The following is a 17,796-nucleotide window of genomic DNA, read 5'->3' as shown; positions in this document are numbered from 1 at the left end:
TTAAATTTGGGCATTACTTGGAAGTTAAATTCAAGTTAATTCTTTCTTTTTTAAAGTAATAACGGTGATTTCAGGCCATATCCCAACTCTTCCGGGGTATCCTAAAAAACCGAATCCACGGTTGACATTTATGAATTCTCCAAGTTCTTCATAAACTCCTGCCCAATACTTATAGCGCCATTTAACCGGACTCCATTTCACCCATCCGGGAATTTCAATCCCAAACTGCATTCCATGTGTATGGCCACTTAGTGTGAGATGATAGTGGTACTTATCTTTTAAAACTACATCTTCCCAATGAGATGGATCATGGCTCAGAAGGATTTTGAAATCGTCCTGGCTAATTTCAGAAGCAGCCTTTTTTAAATCACCCGACTTTCTAAAACCTCCTCGTCCCCAATTTTCTACGCCAATTAAAGCCAATTTATCCTCCTCTTTTTTCAGATATCTACTCTCATTCAGCAAAAGATCAAAACCCATTTCTTTTTGCATAAGTTTAAGATCATCCAAATTTTGCATTTTTTCCTCTTCTGTATCCCAGCTTATATAATCTCCATAATCATGATTCCCCAGAATTGAATATTTGCCGTCTGCGGCCTTTAAGCTCGAAAACAATTCAGCCCATGGTTTCATTTCATCAGCCTTATTGTTTACCATGTCTCCGGTAAAAAAAATAACATCACTCTTTTGCTTATTGATCAAATCAACCGCATATTCAATTTTTTTTCTATTATCAAAACTTCCGCTGTGAATATCTGATATTTGAGTAATCTGATATCCATCAAAAGCAGGCGGCAGATCTTCATATTCCATTTGGTATTTCAATACTTTAAAATTGTATTTCCCCCTATACATCCCGTATAGCAATGATCCAAAAGGAATTGCTGCAATTCCCATTGCTATCAAACTTAAAAACCTCCTTCTTTCCGGCAGGCTGAATTCCCTGTCGGTACCATAAAATTTATGATACCCTGCGGAAATGAATCTGAAAATATCTTCAGAAAACAGAAATATTATCGTGATTATTTTAAACGTAAGGATGGCAATTAAAAACCCAAAAGCATAACTTTTAGGCCTGCTTAGTACCCTACCGCCCTCCTCGCCAAAGGTAAATTGAAAAATAAAATTTCCAAGCACCAGCAGGGATATCGCTGCAAATACAAAATAAACCCAAGGAAACCTGCTTACGGTCTTCAGGGCTTGTAAGGTATAGAATCCCAGAATAAGATAAATTATTACAAAAATTATCCAGCGCAGCATATATTTTTTTTACAAATATATTTCTTTAGAAGAGTATTACTTTACATCTTCACCATTATTTAACGCTTTGAACCAGAGTACGTACTATCTCCGGATCGGTTAGGGCTATTTCATCATCTTTCAGATATGTTGCGTTGTTCATTGAAGGTTCAGGGGTTTTTTCAAGTGTTTTTCTAAACATTAACCCCGAAAGATGTATTGCTTCAAATCCATTTTTTTTAAAAAGCAGCACGTTGTTGTTTCGTATTCCCCCACCAGGCATAACAATACATTTATTTACTTTGCTTTTCCACAATACGAGCTCATTTATGGCCTCTTCCGCCTTTTGCCTTCCCCCGGAGGTCAAAACACAATCAGCCCCTAAATCTTCCAGTTCAAATAGAGTTTTTAAAGGGTCTTCTACCCAATCAAACGCCCGGTGAAAAGTAAAATGCAAATTCCTCGCTGCAGAAATTAATTCCCCGGTTCGCTGCTTATCCAGGGTGCCGTTTGAATGCAAAACTCCCGAAACAATTCCGGATACACCAAGATCTGCGCAAAGAGCAATATTTGTTTTCATAATCTCAAACTCATCCGCAGAGTAAGTAAAATCGCCACTGCGTGGTCTTATTAAAACATGAATTGGAATAGTAAGATTTTCTGACACCTTCTTTACCAAACCGTAAGACGGTGTTACACCTCCTACAGCCAATTCTGAGCAGAGCTCTATCCTGGCGGCACCGGCTTGCTCTGCATTGAGGGCAGATTGATAAGAATTGGCGCATACTTCTACGATCATTTCATATATTTAGACAGATAAAAATAAGCAACCCTACCAGATGAAACGTAGAAAATTTTTAAAAAATTCTTCCTTAAGTACTGCCGGTATCTTTTTCTGCTTCAATTCTATCGGCCTGCGAAACAGAAAAGAAAGAAGAAACGCCCCATGAAATACAAAAACCAATTGTCATTGCAACATGGGATGTACCCAATGCAACGAACAAAGCCTGGGAAGTTCTTAGCAATGCCGGTAACGCTTTAGACGCAGTAGAACAGGGAGTAATGATTGAAGAAGCAGATATTGAGAATCAATCTGTAGGTAAGGGGGGCAGGCCAGACAGGGAAGGTAATGTTACCCTGGGGATGCATGTATAATGGACAAAGACAGCAATTGCGGAGCCGTTGTGTGCCTTCAAAATATAGTACATCCGGTTTCAGTTGCTAGGAAAGTTATGGAAGATACGCCTCATGTAATGCTCGCGGGAAAGGGTGCCGAAATGTTTGCATATGAAAGGGGTTTTAAAAAAGAAAACTTACTAACGGAGAAATCGAAGAAGGAGTGGATAGAATGGAAAAAACTTCAAAATACCAACCTGTTATAAATATAGAAAATCATGATACCATTGGGATGTTAGCAATTGACAATAAAGGAGATCTTGCTGGTGCTTGCACAACTAGTGGAATGGCCTATAAAATGGCAGGTAGTATAGGTGATTCACCCATAATTGGAGCCGGATTATTTATAGACTATGAGGTTGGCGGGCCCACAGCTACAGGAGTTGGGAAAGAAGTAGTTCGCACTGTAGGGAGTTTTCTTATTGTAGAATTAATGAGGCAGGGTAAAACACCTCAAGAGGCGTGTGAGGAAGGTGTAAAACGCATCATAGAGAAAAACGAGGAGAAACTGGATTTCCAGATTGGCTTTATTGCCATTAATAAAAAGGGGGAAACCGGAGGTTATTGCATTCAGCCCGGTTTTACCTACAGGGTCTTTTCCGAAAAAGGACATAGCAATAACACAGCAAGTAGCTATATAAGCACTTAAATACTTTACTAAAGCACTTAAACTTTGTAGATTTGAAATTCTACTAGAACTCAAAAAATGGCAGACCAGAAAAGACTTTTTTTATTGGATGCATACGCTCTGATATTCAGGGGATACTATGCCCTGATTAAAAATCCCAGGATAAATTCCAAAGGAATGGACACTTCGGCAATCATGGGGTTTGTAAATTCCCTTTTTGATGTTATAAAACGGGAGAAGCCAGACCACCTCGCCGTTTGTTTCGATAAGGACGGTAGTGCGGAGCGCACAGAATTATTTGCAGAATACAAGGCAAACCGCCTTGAGACACCAGATGCTATTCGGGTAGCAATACCAATAATTCAGGATATTCTTAAAGCCATGCATATCCCTTGTATAGAGGTATCTGGATTGGAAGCCGATGACATTATTGGCACATTGGCCAAACAGGCAGAGAAAGAAGGCTACAAAGTTTACATGGTAACACCCGACAAGGATTTTGGACAATTGGTATCGGAAAATATTTTTATGTACCGCCCTTCCCGAATGGGTAACGGTGTTGAAATTTGGGGAATCCCTGAAATACAAACTCGATTTGGAGTTGAACGCCCCGAACAAGTGATTGACTATTTGGGAATGATGGGAGATGCCAGTGATAATATTCCGGGACTTCCCGGAGTTGGAGATAAAACTGCCAAAAAATTTATAGCCGAATTTGGCTCCCTGGAAGGTTTGCTTGCAAATACGGATAAGCTTAAGGGGAAAATGAAAGAGAAGGTGGAAGAATATGCCGAGCTGGGCAGACTGTCCAGGAAATTAGCAACAATTTGTGTAACCTGCAATGTTACATTTGACGACAAGGATTATGAATTGTCTGAACCAGATAGTGAAGAAGTACAAAAAATATTTGAGGAATTAGAATTCAGAAGGCTTAAGGAACAATTTTTAAGGATTTTCTCCAAAGAAACTGAAAATGCAGTTACTGAAGGTAAAAGTGAAGAACCAAAACCTAAAAAAGAGCAGCAGGCTGCCGGAAGTGGCCAGTTTTCTCTTTTTGGAAGTGATGGGGATTCTCCGGCGACATTAAAAGAATTTTCCAGCAGAAAAACCATAAATGATGTAGCCCATGTGTATCAGAGTGTTTCACCGGGGATGGGCATGAAGTTATTCCTTCAAAATCTAATGAAACAAACCAAGGTATGTTTTGATACGGAAACAACCTCTTTGAATCCTCTGGTAGCCGAACTCGTGGGAATCGCTTTTTCATGGGAAGCGCACAAAGGTTTTTATATACCTTTTCCGGAAGGACTTGAAAATGCACAGGAATCAATTGAACAGCTCCGTCCATTTTTTGAAGCGGAACATATAGAGAAAATTGGTCAGAATTTAAAATATGATATCAAAGTACTTCACAAGTACAATATTACAGTCAAGGGGAGGTTATTTGATACCATGCTGGCCCATTATCTTATAAATCCGGATATGCGCCATAACATGGATGTTTTATCAGAGACCTACCTGAACTATACACCAATTTCCATTACGGAACTAATAGGAAAAAAGGGTAAAAATCAACTGAGTATGCGCGATGTTAGTCTGGATAAACAGACAGAATATGCAGTAGAAGATGCGGATATAACATTTCAACTTGCAAATCAGTTTGCAAAGGAACTCAGGGAAGCCAAAACACAAGAGCTGTTCAGGAATATTGAAGTTCCGTTAGTGAGTGTTCTCGCGGATATGGAATTAGAAGGGATTAACCTTGACAAGGAATTTCTTCATTCACTTTCAAAAGATTTAGATGAAGACATAAAGAATCTGGAAGTAAAGATTTATCAGGAAGCCGGAGAAGAATTTAATATTGCATCCCCAAAGCAGTTAGGTGAAATTTTATTTAATAAATTAAAACTTGTCAACAAGCCTAAAAAAACAAAAACGGGGCAGTATTCTACTTCTGAAGATGTACTTTCTTCTCTTGCCAAGGAACACGACATCATTAAAGATGTCCTTAATTATAGAGGTCTGGCCAAACTAAAGAGTACTTATATTGATGCATTGCCGGAGCAGGTTGAAGAAAGTACGGGCAGGGTGCATACAGATTATATGCAGACTGTAGCTGCCACAGGAAGATTGAGCAGCAATAATCCTAACCTTCAAAACATACCAATCCGAACCGAGCGAGGCAGGCAGGTGCGTAAGGCATTTATTCCAAGAGATGATAATTATCTTCTTCTGGCCGCAGATTATTCTCAAATAGAACTTCGTATAATTGCTTCTCTAAGTAAAGAAACAACAATGATTGAAGCCTTCAAAAAAGGCGAAGACATTCACGCTTCAACCGCTTCAAAAGTTTTTAACGTTCCTCTGGAGGAAGTTACAAGAGATCAGAGAAGTAATGCCAAAACTGTGAATTTTGGTATAATATACGGAGTATCGGCATTTGGATTGAGCAATCAAACAGATTTATCGCGGACTGAGGCTAAGGAACTAATTGACACCTACTACAAGACGTACCCAAAACTGCGAAATTATATCAGCGATCAAATAGATTTCGCCAGGGAACACGGTTATGTGCAGACAGTACTTGGCAGAAGACGCTATTTAAAAGATATTAATGGCAGTAATGCCATTGTGCGAGGTGCTGCAGAAAGAAATGCCGTTAATGCACCCATACAAGGCAGCGCAGCAGATATAATAAAAATTGCCATGATCAATATCCACAAAAAACTTACAGAGGGGAATTATAAATCCAAGATGCTCCTACAGGTGCATGATGAACTGGTATTTGATATTTATAAGCCGGAACTGGAAGACCTAAAGGTCATGATCAAAACCGAAATGGAAAATGCTTATGAACTGCTTGTGCCACTTGATGTAGAACTGGGTATCGGCAAAAATTGGCTGGAAGCGCACTGATACAAAAAAACCCTTTGAACTATGCAAAGGGTTTTGATAATCCGTATTTGTGTATTTCTTATTATCTTTTTGTAAAGATCAATTCACCACCATCGTCAAAATTGGCAAAATCTAATTCCACAGCATTTACCCTCATCGTATTTCCTGAAATGATTACCTTGACCTTAGTCTCTATTTCATTCTCGTCTATATAGGTAAGAACTCCTCCTTCATAAAGATAACTATCTACACTAGTGTCTTTCTCAGTTGGACATGGAACATCAAGCCCTGTTCCTCCGGTAATTACGTTAATATCCAGGTAATTTCCTGAATTTTCTGTGATAACAGTTTGGTCCGCATTAAAAGTAATCGTCAGAAGAGAGCAATCTAATGCCGATAAAAAACTTAAAATATCCCGCGCAAATTTTTCATCGTCACTTGCTGTGTTGTCATCAATTTCCAATGCGGTTAATTCCCATGACCCAATAATATCATTTTCCTGATTTGTATCATCTTTGTCTGATGAGCATGAGAATAATAAAGCTGTTGCAATAAAAAGGGCTAATAGGTTACGTTTCATTTTTTTCGGTTTATTAAGATTTCATCAGTTGAAAAACGTAAAATATTACCATATAGTATGTTTGGTTAGCTGGTTTAGCAAACGATTTAAAATAAAAATCAACGGTCCTTTGTTTGTCCATTCATATAACAATCAAAATCTTGCGCTATATATCAGAATCAAAAACACCTGATTATTTTAAAAAAAATTGAGAAATAAGGGTTTGCATTTAAACTTAATAGTTGTACATTTGCAGCCCGTTAAACGGGATTAAAGTGTTTAATTAATAAATATAAAGTAGTGGATACATTAAGCTACAAGACCAAATCTGCTAATAAGAACACCGTTGAAAAACAGTGGTTATTAGTTGATGCCGAAGGCCAGACTTTGGGACGACTTGCTTCTAAAGTAGCAAAAATTTTAAGAGGCAAATACAAACCAAGTTTTACACCACATGTTGACTGCGGGGACAATGTTGTAATTGTGAACGCAGAAAAAATTCAACTTAGTGGAAACAAATGGGAAGACAAGACCTACCTAAGGTATACTGGCTATCCCGGAGGTCAAAGATCAACCACTGCTCGGGAACTCTTAGATAAAAATCCCGCAAGCATTATTGAGAAAGCAGTAAAAGGTATGCTTCCTAAAAACAAACTGGGGGCCGAATTATTCAGAAACTTAAGAGTTTATGCCGGAACTGAACATGATCAGGAAGCACAAAAACCAAAGGCTATTAACTTAAATGACCTAAATTAAATGGACATAATTCATAAAATAGGTAGAAGAAAAACGGCAGTTGCGCGCGTATATATTTCTGAAGGGAAAGGTAAGATTACTGTTAATGACAGGGCATTAGATGATTATTTTTCTACTGCTACTTTACAGTATAAAGTAAAGCAGCCTTTTGCTTTAACCAATACCGTAGACAATTACGATGTTAAAGTTAATGTTTTCGGAGGTGGAATAACAGGTCAGGCAGAAGCAGTGAGATTAGCTTTGTCCAGGGGCCTATGTGAGATTGAAGCAGAAAACAGGGAATTGTTAAAACCTGAAGGATTACTTACCAGAGATCCCAGAATGGTTGAACGTAAAAAGTTTGGTCAGAAAAAAGCAAGGAAGAAATTCCAATTCTCCAAACGATAAAATATAGTCCTGGAACGAATTCAGGATTTTAACCCAAGTTCATTGAAAGTCTCGGTTTATAGAGACAATTAAAAATCTAATCCTTCCGGTTACTTATATTTAGAGTATCAATAAAAGGAGGTATAGATAAAATTTAGTTTAGCATCTAAATGCTGGAGGCTTTCCCTTAAAAAGGAATACCACTTCAACATTGCTAATTCAAAAGAACGTAAACTAAGTATAAAAATGGCTAAGAAAGCTGAAGTAAAAGAATTATTGGAAGCAGGTGTGCACTTTGGACACCTTACACGAAAATGGAATCCGAATATGGCTCCCTATATCTACATGGAGCGGAATGGAATTCACGTAATCAATTTGTACAAAACAGTCGCTAAATTGGAGGAGGCAAATGAAGCCTTGTCTAAAATTGCAGCTTCCGGAAGGAAGATACTGTTTGTGGCTACAAAGAAACAGGCAAAAGATATTGTTGCTGAGAAAGTGGCCAATGTAAATATGCCTTATATCACCGAAAGATGGCCAGGTGGTATGTTGACCAACTTTGTAACTATCAGAAAGGCAGTTAAAAAAATGGCTTCTATTGATAGGATGAAGAAGGACGGGACCTTTAATACCCTTTCCAAAAAAGAGCGCTTACAAGTAGACCGACTTCGTGCTAAATTGGAAAAAAACCTTGGTTCTATCTCGGATATGACACGTTTACCCGGGGCTTTATTTATTGTAGATACTATGCGGGAACATATCGCAGTAAAAGAGGCCCAAAAATTGAATATTCCAATATTTGCAATGGTAGATACCAACTCGGATCCAAGGCCCATCAATTATGTAATTCCTTCCAACGATGATGCATCCAAATCCATCAATATTATTTTAACGGAAGTTACAAATGCAATTGCCGCCGGTCTGGAGGAGCGCAAATCTGAAAAACAAGCTGAAAAAGAAGGTGTTGCCCAAGAAACTGCCGCCCCTTCCAAAGCAGAGGTCGTAGAAAAAGTTGAGGAAGAAAAGGCAGTGACTGCGAAAGCCCCTAAGGAAGAAAAGGCTGAAGCTCCTAAAGCAAAAGATACTCCTGAGCAAGTAAAAGACGATGCTGAAGTGATATCAGAAAAGAAAGAAAAACCCGAAGCTAAAAAAGCTGTAAAAGCAGAATCTGACGATCTTACAAAAATTGAGGGTATAGGTCCAAAGGCTGCTGAGGCACTTTCTAATGCCGGAATTGATTCATATGCAAAACTAGCGAAGGCAAATGCAGATAAAATCAAGGAAATTCTAACTGAGGCAAGTTCCAGGATGGCGCATTTAGATCCAGGTTCCTGGCCAAAACAGGCAAAAATGGCTGCTGATGGTAACTGGGATGAATTGCAGGACTGGCAGGAGAAGGCTAAGGGAGGAGTAGAATAACTAAAGGTTTATAAAATAATTTACAACTGAACATGGGTTAACATGTTCAATAAAAAGAAAATAAAATGGTGAAAATTACCGCCGCAGAAGTTAACAATTTAAGAAAGACAACTGGTGCAGGAATGATGGACTGCAAAAATGCACTTGTCGAAGCCGAAGGAGATTTTGAAAAAGCTATTGAAATCCTTCGAAAAAAAGGACAGAAAGTGGCTGCAAAGAGAGCAGATAGAGATTCATCTGAAGGAGCCGCTATTGCCCAGGTTAATTCTGACAAAACCAGTGGAGTTTTAATTTCTCTTAATTGTGAAACAGATTTTGTTGCCAAGAATGATAGTTTTGTTGCCCTGGCCAATGAGCTGGCTAAACTTGCACTTGATTTTGACAGTAAAGATGAATTCCTGAATGCAAATTACAATGGCATTAGCGTAAAGGAAAAACTTACTGAGCAAACCGGTGTAATTGGTGAAAAAATTGAAATTGGCGGCTTTAAAAAACTGAATGCCCCCTATGTTGGATCTTATATTCATGCAGGTAACAAGATTGCAACTTTGGTAGGACTTTCTAGTGCAGTTGAAGGTGCGGATGTAGCGGCCAAAGATATAGCTATGCAGGCAGCAGCTATGAATCCGGTTGCACTTGATGAATCGGCAGTAGATCAATCCGTTATTGATAAGGAGATAGAAATAGCCAAAGACCAGTTGCGTCAGGAAGGTAAGCCCGAGGCCATGCTGGACAATATTGCAAAAGGCAAATTAAAACGTTTCTTTAAAGACAATACTCTTGTTAACCAGGATTTTATTAAAGACAGCAAGCAGAGTGTTTCTCAATACATCCAATCCGTCAATCCTGATTTGAAAATAACAGGCTTCGAAAGGTTGGCTTTAGGCTAAAACAACAATTTAATTATTAAAAAACCACTTTTCAAAAGAGAAGTGGTTTTTTTATGTGTGAAATCCTAAACTTATTGTTAAAGAAACATTTACTATTTACAGGAGGGCTGTTAGCCTTTAAGCCATGCTTTTCTGAGTTTAGATTGAGGTGTGTTCTCCAGGCTATCAATGGGCACAATAGTGGTCACTTTTAGCATCGGCGTCCCAACTTTCCCTTGTAAGGTTAAATCTTCATCACCACGAGTAACAACCATGGTGATTTCCCTGTCGGATGTCCATCCAAAACTTTGTCCAATAATAGGTCTGATGGATTCTAATGAAATTGGCATCCCGTCAATACTTCTTATTGTATCACCTCCTTGTGCACCAAGATCTGTAAAGAAAGTGTTTAATTCAATCCCGTTTCTGATAAATATCGCATCATTATTGCTTGGATCAATATCTATAAAAGGCACCTCTCCATTTAAGAAATAACCGCTTCGCTCCTGACTATCTGTAGTCCTCAATCCTACCGAGGCTAAAATCTCGTCATAATCCAAAGGGGTATTCCCCTGGACATATAATTCAAAAAATGATCTGATTTCAGGATAGGTCATTGCCACGATTTCATCAATAATTTCGTCATCCTCAAATGGTGTGTCATCGTCATATTTCTTTGAAAGTTCCTTCATTAACCACAATACTCCTTTTTCTCCATTGCTCAGGTCCCTGAGCCTGATATCCAAACTCATATTTAATAAAGTTCCTTTTTCATATACATTGGCATAATTTCCTTTATAAGGGTTTTCCAAAATATTACTACTCATAGTTGTAAATGACATTTCATCATCATAGGATTTGGAATTGTTTATTTTGTCTACAATTCGCGTGAAGAAGTCAGCCTCATCAATCAGCCCTTGTTGGATCTGGAATAGGTTGGCGAAATATTCTGTAGTTCCTTCATACATCCACAGATGTTGAGACATTTTAGGATCGTTGAAATCAAAAAATTGAATTTCCTTTGAATGGACATTCAAGGGAGTAACAATGTGAAAAAATTCATGTGAAACCACATCTATCATTGCCGTTTCGAGGGCCTCCAGTGGCATTTGCTCCGGAAGTACTACAACGGTAGATGTATGATGTTCCAAAGCTCCGAATCCTGAAGCATCATTTTGATCCAGTGTAGATAGATACAATAGTATGTTATATTCCTTTGTTCCGTCTATTTCACCAAGAAAAGCCTTTTGAGCACGCATCATGCGCTCCATACTCTCTTTTAGGTCTGTGGCCGCATAGCGGTCATTTGGAGAGTAAACACTAAGATTAATTGTAATATCATTTATAACAAACGAAGCTGTGTTTTCCTTTGCATAGAGAATTGGGTTATCTACTACTTCAAAATATCTTGAAGCGACAAATGTATCTGTCATACTTTCAGCTACTTCCGGCTTTTTGTTCAATGATGTTGTGGGTACCAGGTTTGAAGGAGAGGAAATAATTAATTCGTAGGGCACTTCCTTTAATCCCTCGAAGTATCCCACAAAACCATGAAGATTCAAAACAAAATTTTTATCCTTTAAGATATTTGTGCCGGCAGGAGAAAATACCGGATCGTTTAATTCACTTTCAGTATCATAAGTGTCCGTAACATAATAAGATATCTTATCTAATTTTGTGGCATCGGAAATATTCCACTCATTGGCTCCAATTGACGTAACCAAAAGTTCATTACCCTTATAATCATAGGCTTTCAGGTCCTCAATATACTTTCCGTAGTTATCTTCACTATATGTTCCCGGAACTGTTTTTGGGATAAAGAAGGAAATGTTGTTCTTACTAAATGATCCCGGATTAATAGTTACATTAACCCTGTCATTTGCAACATTTACCAAATCTATAGTTGTTTCAATAACTGTATTTTCTTCAGATAAAACAGATTTTGAAGTGCCACAACTATATAATAAAGCAAGCAAAACATATAGGATAATTAATTTTTTCATGTATATCTGTGATATAATGGTTAAAAAACAAGATTATTAAAATTAATCCAGATCATGATAATCATTAGCAAATAATTAAGATGAACATTAAACCTATTAACGAAGACTTCTCATAAATATTTTTGATTATTTTTGTTTGCGAATCAGCTTAGGACAATATGTTATATAAACGAATACTTCTTAAACTCAGTGGTGAAGCACTAATGGGCAACAAACAGTACGGGATTGATGCCGCTAGACTGGCTGAATATGCACAAGAAATAAAGGAAGTGGTGAATCTGGGTGTTGAAGTAGCGATTGTCATTGGCGGAGGAAATATTTTTAGAGGACTTGCGGGTGCAAGTAATGGAATGGACAGGGTTCAGGCAGATCATATGGGGATGCTGGCAACCGTCATAAATGGCCTGGCATTACAGAGTGCTTTGGAACTCAATGGTGTGCAAACAAGATTACAATCTGCTATAAAGATAAACGAAGTTGCGGAACCATTTATTAGAAGAAGGGCTATGCGCCATTTGGAAAAAGGACGAGTAGTAATTTTTGGAGGGGGTACCGGAAACCCATATTTCACAACAGATTCTGCTGCAGTTTTGAGGGCTATTGAAGTTGAAGCAGACGTTATCCTAAAAGGCACCAGAGTGGATGGTATTTACACGAGTGATCCTGAAAAAGATAAAACGGCTACCAAGTTTGAAACTATTAGTTTTAATGACGTCCTTACCAAGGGCTTAAAAGTAATGGATACAACAGCATTTACCCTTAGTCAGGAAAACAATCTGCCAATTGTTGTTTTTGATATGAATAAAAAAGGTAATCTCCTTAAAATAGTATCAGGCGAAAATATTGGGACGGTAGTGGATCTTTAGTTTAGTATAATTTGCGTAAAATAAGTTATAAAGTTTGTTATGGACGAAGATGTTAAATTTATTTTGGAAGCCACCAAAGAAAGTATGGATGGCGCTATTGTGCATTTGGAAAAAGCATTAGTTAAAATTAGAGCAGGAAAAGCCAACCCCTCAATGCTATCAACGGTAATGGTAGACTATTATGGCTCTCAAACTCCCTTATCGCAAGTATCTAATATAAATACACCAGATGCGCGAACACTTTCTGTTCAGCCCTGGGAAAAAAGTTTGCTGACAGAAATAGAAACTGCAATTATGAATGCCAACCTTGGTTTTAATCCAATGAATAACGGAGAGGTGGTCATTATTAATGTTCCTCCTCTAACTGAAGAAAGAAGAATACAATTAGTTAAGCAGGCAAAATCGGAGGCGGAAGATGCCAAAATCAGTGTTCGAAGTGCAAGACAGGAAGCTAATAAAGAAATAAAACATCTGGGTATTTCAGAAGATCTTGAAAAAAATGCAGAAATAGATATTCAGGAAATGACCAATATGTACACTGAAAAAATAGACAAGATACTTGAGGTCAAGGAAGCTGAGATTATGAAAGTTTAATTCATGCTGCGCCGTCCTTTCAGCTAATTATTTGGATATGGACCAGTATCCATTAATTAAGTTTTCTACTATCCCCTAAAATATATCGCAATAATCGCTGCAATAACTATAATAGCAGAAATGACTATCAAAACCCTGTATAGAATAATTGCAATTTTACTATAGTTTTTTTCATCGGTCATAGCATCATTTCTTTAACAATTTTCATAGTGGAATTTACTATCTCGCAGTTTTACATCCTTTCAATTTACATAAATTCTGTAGCAAATAACCTTTTGAGATGAAAATGTTGAGATTCACTATTTTATAAAGCGTTTCTAGGTACAGTCCTCGATGTTTTCTACCTTTGCCGCTATTAAAAAATATTATGCCTGTTGAATTGGTCTTCAGACCCGGGTGCATTCTAAGCCCATTCAATTTTTAAATAATAATATGGTTTCGAAGATTACAAGTGGATTTTGGGCTAAGGTTGGAAGAATAATTCTTAGAAACAGAATTCTGATTTTAGTAGGAATCGCTGTCTTCACTGTTTTTCTGGGTTTTCAATGGAAGAACATGAAATTTTCCACCTCTGAGGCCAATTTACTCCCCGATAATCACCCGCTGAATATTGCCTATGAAAATTTTCTTCAAAAATTTGGCGAAGAAGGAAATACAATTGTTTTTGCTATTAAAGACAGTTCGCTGTATGAAGTTGAAAATTTCAACAGATGGAACAGATTAAGCAAACAATTGGCAGCTTTTCCGGAAGTAGATTACGTTGTATCTGTAGATAATCTTAAGGAACTAATAAGGGACAAAAAGGAACAGCAATTTATTCTGCGTCCGTTAATTGAGCAGACCCCGGTAAATGATATTGAGGTAGATAGCCTAACCCAATATATGTTCAATAATTTACCTTTCTATGATAACCTGTTGTACAATAAAGAAACGAGGACTATAAGAACACTTGTCTATATGGACAAGGATATAGTAAATACTCCGGTTCGGAAAGACTTTATTCTTAAAGACCTTCATATACTAATATCCGACTTTGAGAAAGAAACAAATATGGATGTTCGGGTCTCAGGAATGCCGTATATACGCACCATGAATACCCAAAATATAATTAATGAAATTGGAATATTCATTGCAGCAGCTCTTATTGTTACTTCCCTAATTTTCTTTTTCTTTTTCCGCAGTATCCGTGCAACATTAATTTCCATGTGTGTAGTCCTTATTGGAGTTATGTGGGCCTTTGGGATCCTGGGGCTATTAAAATATGAAATTACAGTTTTAACAGCCCTTATTCCCCCGCTTATCATAGTAATCGGGATACCTAATTGTATTTTTCTAATTAATAAATATCAACAGGAGGTTAAAAAACATGGAAATCAGGCTTTATCATTAAAAAGGGTCATATCAAAAATTGGTAATGCAACACTTATGACGAATGTTACCACAGCATGTGGTTTTGCCACCTTCATCATAACAGACAGTAAACTTTTGACTGAATTTGGCATAGTAGCTTCAATAAATATTCTATGCATCTTTATTCTTTCCATACTTATTATACCAATAGTGTATAGTTTTATGTACCCTCCAAAATCAAAACATCTGAAACACCTCAACAAAAAATGGATAGATGCTTTTGTAAACTGGATGGAACACATAGTAAGAGAAAAAAGGATCACTATTTATTCAATCTCATTGATAGCATTGATAATTAGTATTATTGGAATTTATCAAATCAAAATATCCGGGAATCTTGTTGAAGATATGCCTAAAAGCACCGGGTTTTATAAAGACATTCAATTTTTTGATGAAGAGTTCAATGGAATCATGCCTATTGAAATTGTCATAGATACAGAAAGGAAAAATGGAGTATTGAAACCGGTTACACTAAAAAAAATGAATGAGCTGGGGGAAATGATTGATGAGACCCCGGCTTTATCAAAACCCATATCCGTTGTTAATTTAGTAAAATATTCCAAACAAGCTTTCTATAATGGAATTCCTAAATATTACCAACTACCCACTTCTCAGGAATACAATTTTATTATGGATGTAGCCAGAAAGTCTCAGGGAAATGAAGGCTTAATTGAAAACTTCGTCGACAGCACAGGGCAGGTTGCCAGGATCACCACTTTCATCAAGGATGTTCCTACAGAGCAAATGGAAGAAATTGAAAAATCGATGCTGGATGAAATCAGCAAAATATTTCCCGCGGATCGATTTAATGTATATGTGACCGGGAAAGCACTGCTTTTTTTAAAAGGCACCAAATATTTGGTAAAAAATCTGGTACTGTCCTTATCCCTAGCTATTGGGTTAATAGCTTTATTTATCGCATATTTATTCCGTTCCTTCCGAATGATCGTTATTTCCCTGATTCCGAATCTTTTGCCCTTGGCCATTACTGCGGGTGTTATGGGTTTTGTGGGAGTGCCAATTAAACCTTCTACAATATTAGTTTTTAGTATCGCATTCGGGATATCGGTTGATGATACCATTCACTTTCTGGCTAAATACCGACAAGAACTCATCGCTAATCACTGGCGCATTCAAAAATCTGTATATGCCGCTTTACGGGAGACCGGTGTAAGCATGTTTTATACCTCTATTGTCCTTTTCTTTGGATTTTCGGTATTTACAATTTCCAGTTTTGGAGGCACGGTTGCTTTGGGTGCATTAGTATCGGCTACACTGCTCTTTGCCATGTTAGCCAATTTAATTTTACTTCCTTCACTCCTGCTCTCCCTGGAGCGGAGCATTGCTAACAAGGAAGTTCTAAAAAAACCTCAAATAGACATCCTTCCAAAAGAGGAGTTGCCCAGAGGCAGATCATAAGATTGATCCAATGGTTTTCACTTGCCATTTTATAAGTCGTTTAAAGCCGTATATTTTGACCAATAAGTTATCTTTGCCATTTAAATTCAGAACTGATCTGGTATGAAATCATACAGTATAAATGAGCTACTTCAGTCACCCCCTTTAAAACAAAAGGTAGAAGTAAATGGATGGGTCAAAACATTTCGAAGCAACAGATTTATTGCATTGAATGATGGTTCCACCATTAAAAACATTCAATGTGTGGTCGATTTTGAACGATTCGATGAAGATTTACTAAAGAAAATTGCAACGGGTGCTGCATTAAAAATAAAGGGTGTCCTTGTGGAAAGCCTTGGAAAAGGGCAAAGTGTTGAGATACAAGCAGAAGAAATTTTTGTTCATGGCCTCTCCGATCCGGACAGCTATCCCATTCAACCCAAAAAGCATTCAATGGAGTTTTTAAGGGAACAGGCACATCTAAGGATACGCACTAATACCTTTGCTGCCGTTATGCGTGTGAGATCGGCTCTTTCTTTTGCGATTCACGCGTATTTTCAGAAAAACGGATTTTACTATTTTCATGCCCCAATAATTACTGGCTCGGATGCCGAAGGGGCAGGCGAAATGTTCAGGGTCAGCACATTAGATCCCAAAAATCCCCCTTTGACAGACAGTGGTGAAGTAAATTATAAAGAAGATTTTTTTGGGAAGGAAACCAATCTTACGGTCTCCGGGCAACTTGAAGCAGAAGCGTATGCTATGGGATTGGGCAAAGTCTATACATTTGGCCCAACTTTTAGGGCTGAAAATTCTAATACTTCCAGGCATCTGGCAGAGTTTTGGATGATTGAACCTGAAATGGCTTTTTACGATCTTAAAGACAATATGGACCTGGCAGAAGATTTTATTAAAAATATCATTTCTTATCTGTTGGAAAATTGTGAAGAGGATTTGGCATTCTTAGAAAATCGGCTTCTCGATGAAGAGAAAACAAAGCCAATGGCGGAACGAAGCGATATGAAGCTTACAGAAAGGTTGAAATTTGTAGTGGATAATGAATTTATTAGAATCACCTATACCGAAGCAATTGACATTTTAAGAAACAGCAAGCCAAACAAAAAGAAAAAGTTTCAATATCTAATTAACGAATGGGGTGCAGATCTGCAGAGTGAGCATGAGCGCTATTTAGTAGAAAAGCATTTTAAATGTCCGGTTATTTTATTTGACTATCCTGCTAAAATAAAGGCGTTTTATATGCGTTTAAATGAAGATGGGAAGACAGTTAGAGCTATGGATATCTTATTTCCCGGAATAGGAGAAATTGTAGGAGGCTCTCAGCGTGAAGAGCGATTGGATGTCTTAAAAGAAAAAATAGCAGCTTTAGGGATTGATGAAAAAGAACTTTGGTGGTATCTGGATCTAAGGAAATTTGGAACTGCTGTTCACAGTGGATTTGGACTAGGTTTTGAACGTATGGTGCAATTTACTACCGGAATGGGCAATATAAGAGATGTGATCCCTTTTCCCAGAACCCCGCAGAACGCAGAGTTTTAAGGCCAAAATCACAACATGATATTAATTCTTTAACTTTATAGATAGGAAAAGAATACAAGCT

13 protein-coding genes and 1 pseudogene are annotated in these 17,796 nt (G+C 37.6%); 10 read left to right on the top strand and 4 right to left on the bottom strand.

Annotated features, from left to right (window positions below):
• Nucleotides 1-30: 30 nt before the first annotated feature.
• On the bottom strand, nucleotides 31-1,260 hold the full coding sequence (locus tag G504_RS0113355) for a metallophosphoesterase (RefSeq protein ID WP_019670694.1): 1,230 nt from the start codon (nucleotides 1,258-1,260) through the stop codon (nucleotides 31-33).
• A gap of 55 nt (nucleotides 1,261-1,315) precedes the next feature.
• A complete protein-coding gene (locus G504_RS0113350) occupies nucleotides 1,316-2,038 on the bottom strand; it encodes a copper homeostasis protein CutC (RefSeq protein WP_019670693.1) in 723 nt (240 codons plus the stop codon).
• A gap of 40 nt (nucleotides 2,039-2,078) precedes the next feature.
• Here G504_RS0113350 and G504_RS18735 point away from each other — a divergent pair.
• Nucleotides 2,079-3,064 (top strand): annotated as a pseudogene (locus tag G504_RS18735) (isoaspartyl peptidase/L-asparaginase family protein).
• Between the two features lie 57 nt (nucleotides 3,065-3,121).
• Complete coding sequence (gene polA / locus G504_RS0113340) at nucleotides 3,122-5,959, top strand: DNA polymerase I (protein WP_019670691.1); 2,838 nt, start codon at nucleotides 3,122-3,124, stop codon at nucleotides 5,957-5,959.
• A 61-nt stretch (nucleotides 5,960-6,020) separates the two neighbouring features.
• On the opposite strand, the gene G504_RS0113335 is transcribed toward polA, so the two are convergent.
• Nucleotides 6,021-6,518 carry a hypothetical protein gene (locus G504_RS0113335; RefSeq protein WP_019670690.1) on the bottom strand — a complete coding sequence of 166 codons (498 nt, stop codon included), beginning with the start codon at nucleotides 6,516-6,518 and terminating at the stop codon, nucleotides 6,021-6,023.
• A 279-nt stretch (nucleotides 6,519-6,797) separates the two neighbouring features.
• Between G504_RS0113335 and rplM the strand changes: the two genes are divergently transcribed.
• From rplM to tsf, 4 genes are all read left to right on the top strand, one after another.
• Nucleotides 6,798-7,253 carry a 50S ribosomal protein L13 gene (rplM, locus tag G504_RS0113330; RefSeq protein WP_019670689.1) on the top strand — a complete coding sequence of 152 codons (456 nt, stop codon included), beginning with the start codon at nucleotides 6,798-6,800 and terminating at the stop codon, nucleotides 7,251-7,253.
• On the top strand, nucleotides 7,254-7,640 hold the full coding sequence (rpsI, locus tag G504_RS0113325; RefSeq protein ID WP_019670688.1) for a 30S ribosomal protein S9: 387 nt from the start codon (nucleotides 7,254-7,256) through the stop codon (nucleotides 7,638-7,640). It begins immediately after the preceding gene.
• A gap of 225 nt (nucleotides 7,641-7,865) precedes the next feature.
• The gene (gene rpsB / locus G504_RS0113320; protein ID WP_019670687.1) at nucleotides 7,866-9,038 is read left to right on the top strand and encodes a 30S ribosomal protein S2; all 1,173 of its coding nucleotides are present in this window, start codon (nucleotides 7,866-7,868) and stop codon (nucleotides 9,036-9,038) included.
• A gap of 65 nt (nucleotides 9,039-9,103) precedes the next feature.
• Nucleotides 9,104-9,928: a translation elongation factor Ts gene (tsf, locus tag G504_RS0113315; RefSeq protein WP_019670686.1), complete on the top strand. Its 825-nt coding sequence runs from the start codon at nucleotides 9,104-9,106 to the stop codon at nucleotides 9,926-9,928.
• A 110-nt stretch (nucleotides 9,929-10,038) separates the two neighbouring features.
• On the opposite strand, the gene G504_RS0113310 is transcribed toward tsf, so the two are convergent.
• Complete coding sequence (locus G504_RS0113310; RefSeq protein WP_019670685.1) at nucleotides 10,039-11,910, bottom strand: M61 family metallopeptidase; 1,872 nt, start codon at nucleotides 11,908-11,910, stop codon at nucleotides 10,039-10,041.
• A 158-nt stretch (nucleotides 11,911-12,068) separates the two neighbouring features.
• Here G504_RS0113310 and pyrH point away from each other — a divergent pair, with 158 nt between their 5' ends.
• The 4 genes from pyrH to asnS all read left to right on the top strand — a co-directional run bounded on the left by pyrH (nucleotide 12,069) and on the right by asnS (nucleotide 17,735).
• The gene (pyrH, locus tag G504_RS0113305) at nucleotides 12,069-12,776 is read left to right on the top strand and encodes a UMP kinase (protein WP_019670684.1); all 708 of its coding nucleotides are present in this window, start codon (nucleotides 12,069-12,071) and stop codon (nucleotides 12,774-12,776) included.
• Nucleotides 12,777-12,815: 39 nt separating this feature from the next.
• Entirely contained in the window at nucleotides 12,816-13,370 is a 555-nt protein-coding gene (gene frr, locus G504_RS0113300; RefSeq protein WP_019670683.1) for a ribosome recycling factor, read from the top strand.
• A 432-nt stretch (nucleotides 13,371-13,802) separates the two neighbouring features.
• A complete protein-coding gene (locus tag G504_RS0113295) occupies nucleotides 13,803-16,199 on the top strand; it encodes an efflux RND transporter permease subunit (protein WP_019670682.1) in 2,397 nt (798 codons plus the stop codon).
• A 102-nt stretch (nucleotides 16,200-16,301) separates the two neighbouring features.
• Nucleotides 16,302-17,735, top strand: a complete 1,434-nt coding sequence (asnS, locus tag G504_RS0113290; RefSeq protein ID WP_019670681.1) for an asparagine--tRNA ligase — start codon at nucleotides 16,302-16,304, stop codon at nucleotides 17,733-17,735.
• Nucleotides 17,736-17,796: the final 61 nt, after the last annotated feature.

It is taken from the genome of Eudoraea adriatica DSM 19308, from assembly GCF_000382125.1.
Taxonomy (GTDB): Bacteria; Bacteroidota; Bacteroidia; order Flavobacteriales; family Flavobacteriaceae; genus Eudoraea; species Eudoraea adriatica.
Note: the sequence above shows the minus strand (reverse complement) of the source record. Positions and strands in the feature narration are given on the sequence as shown.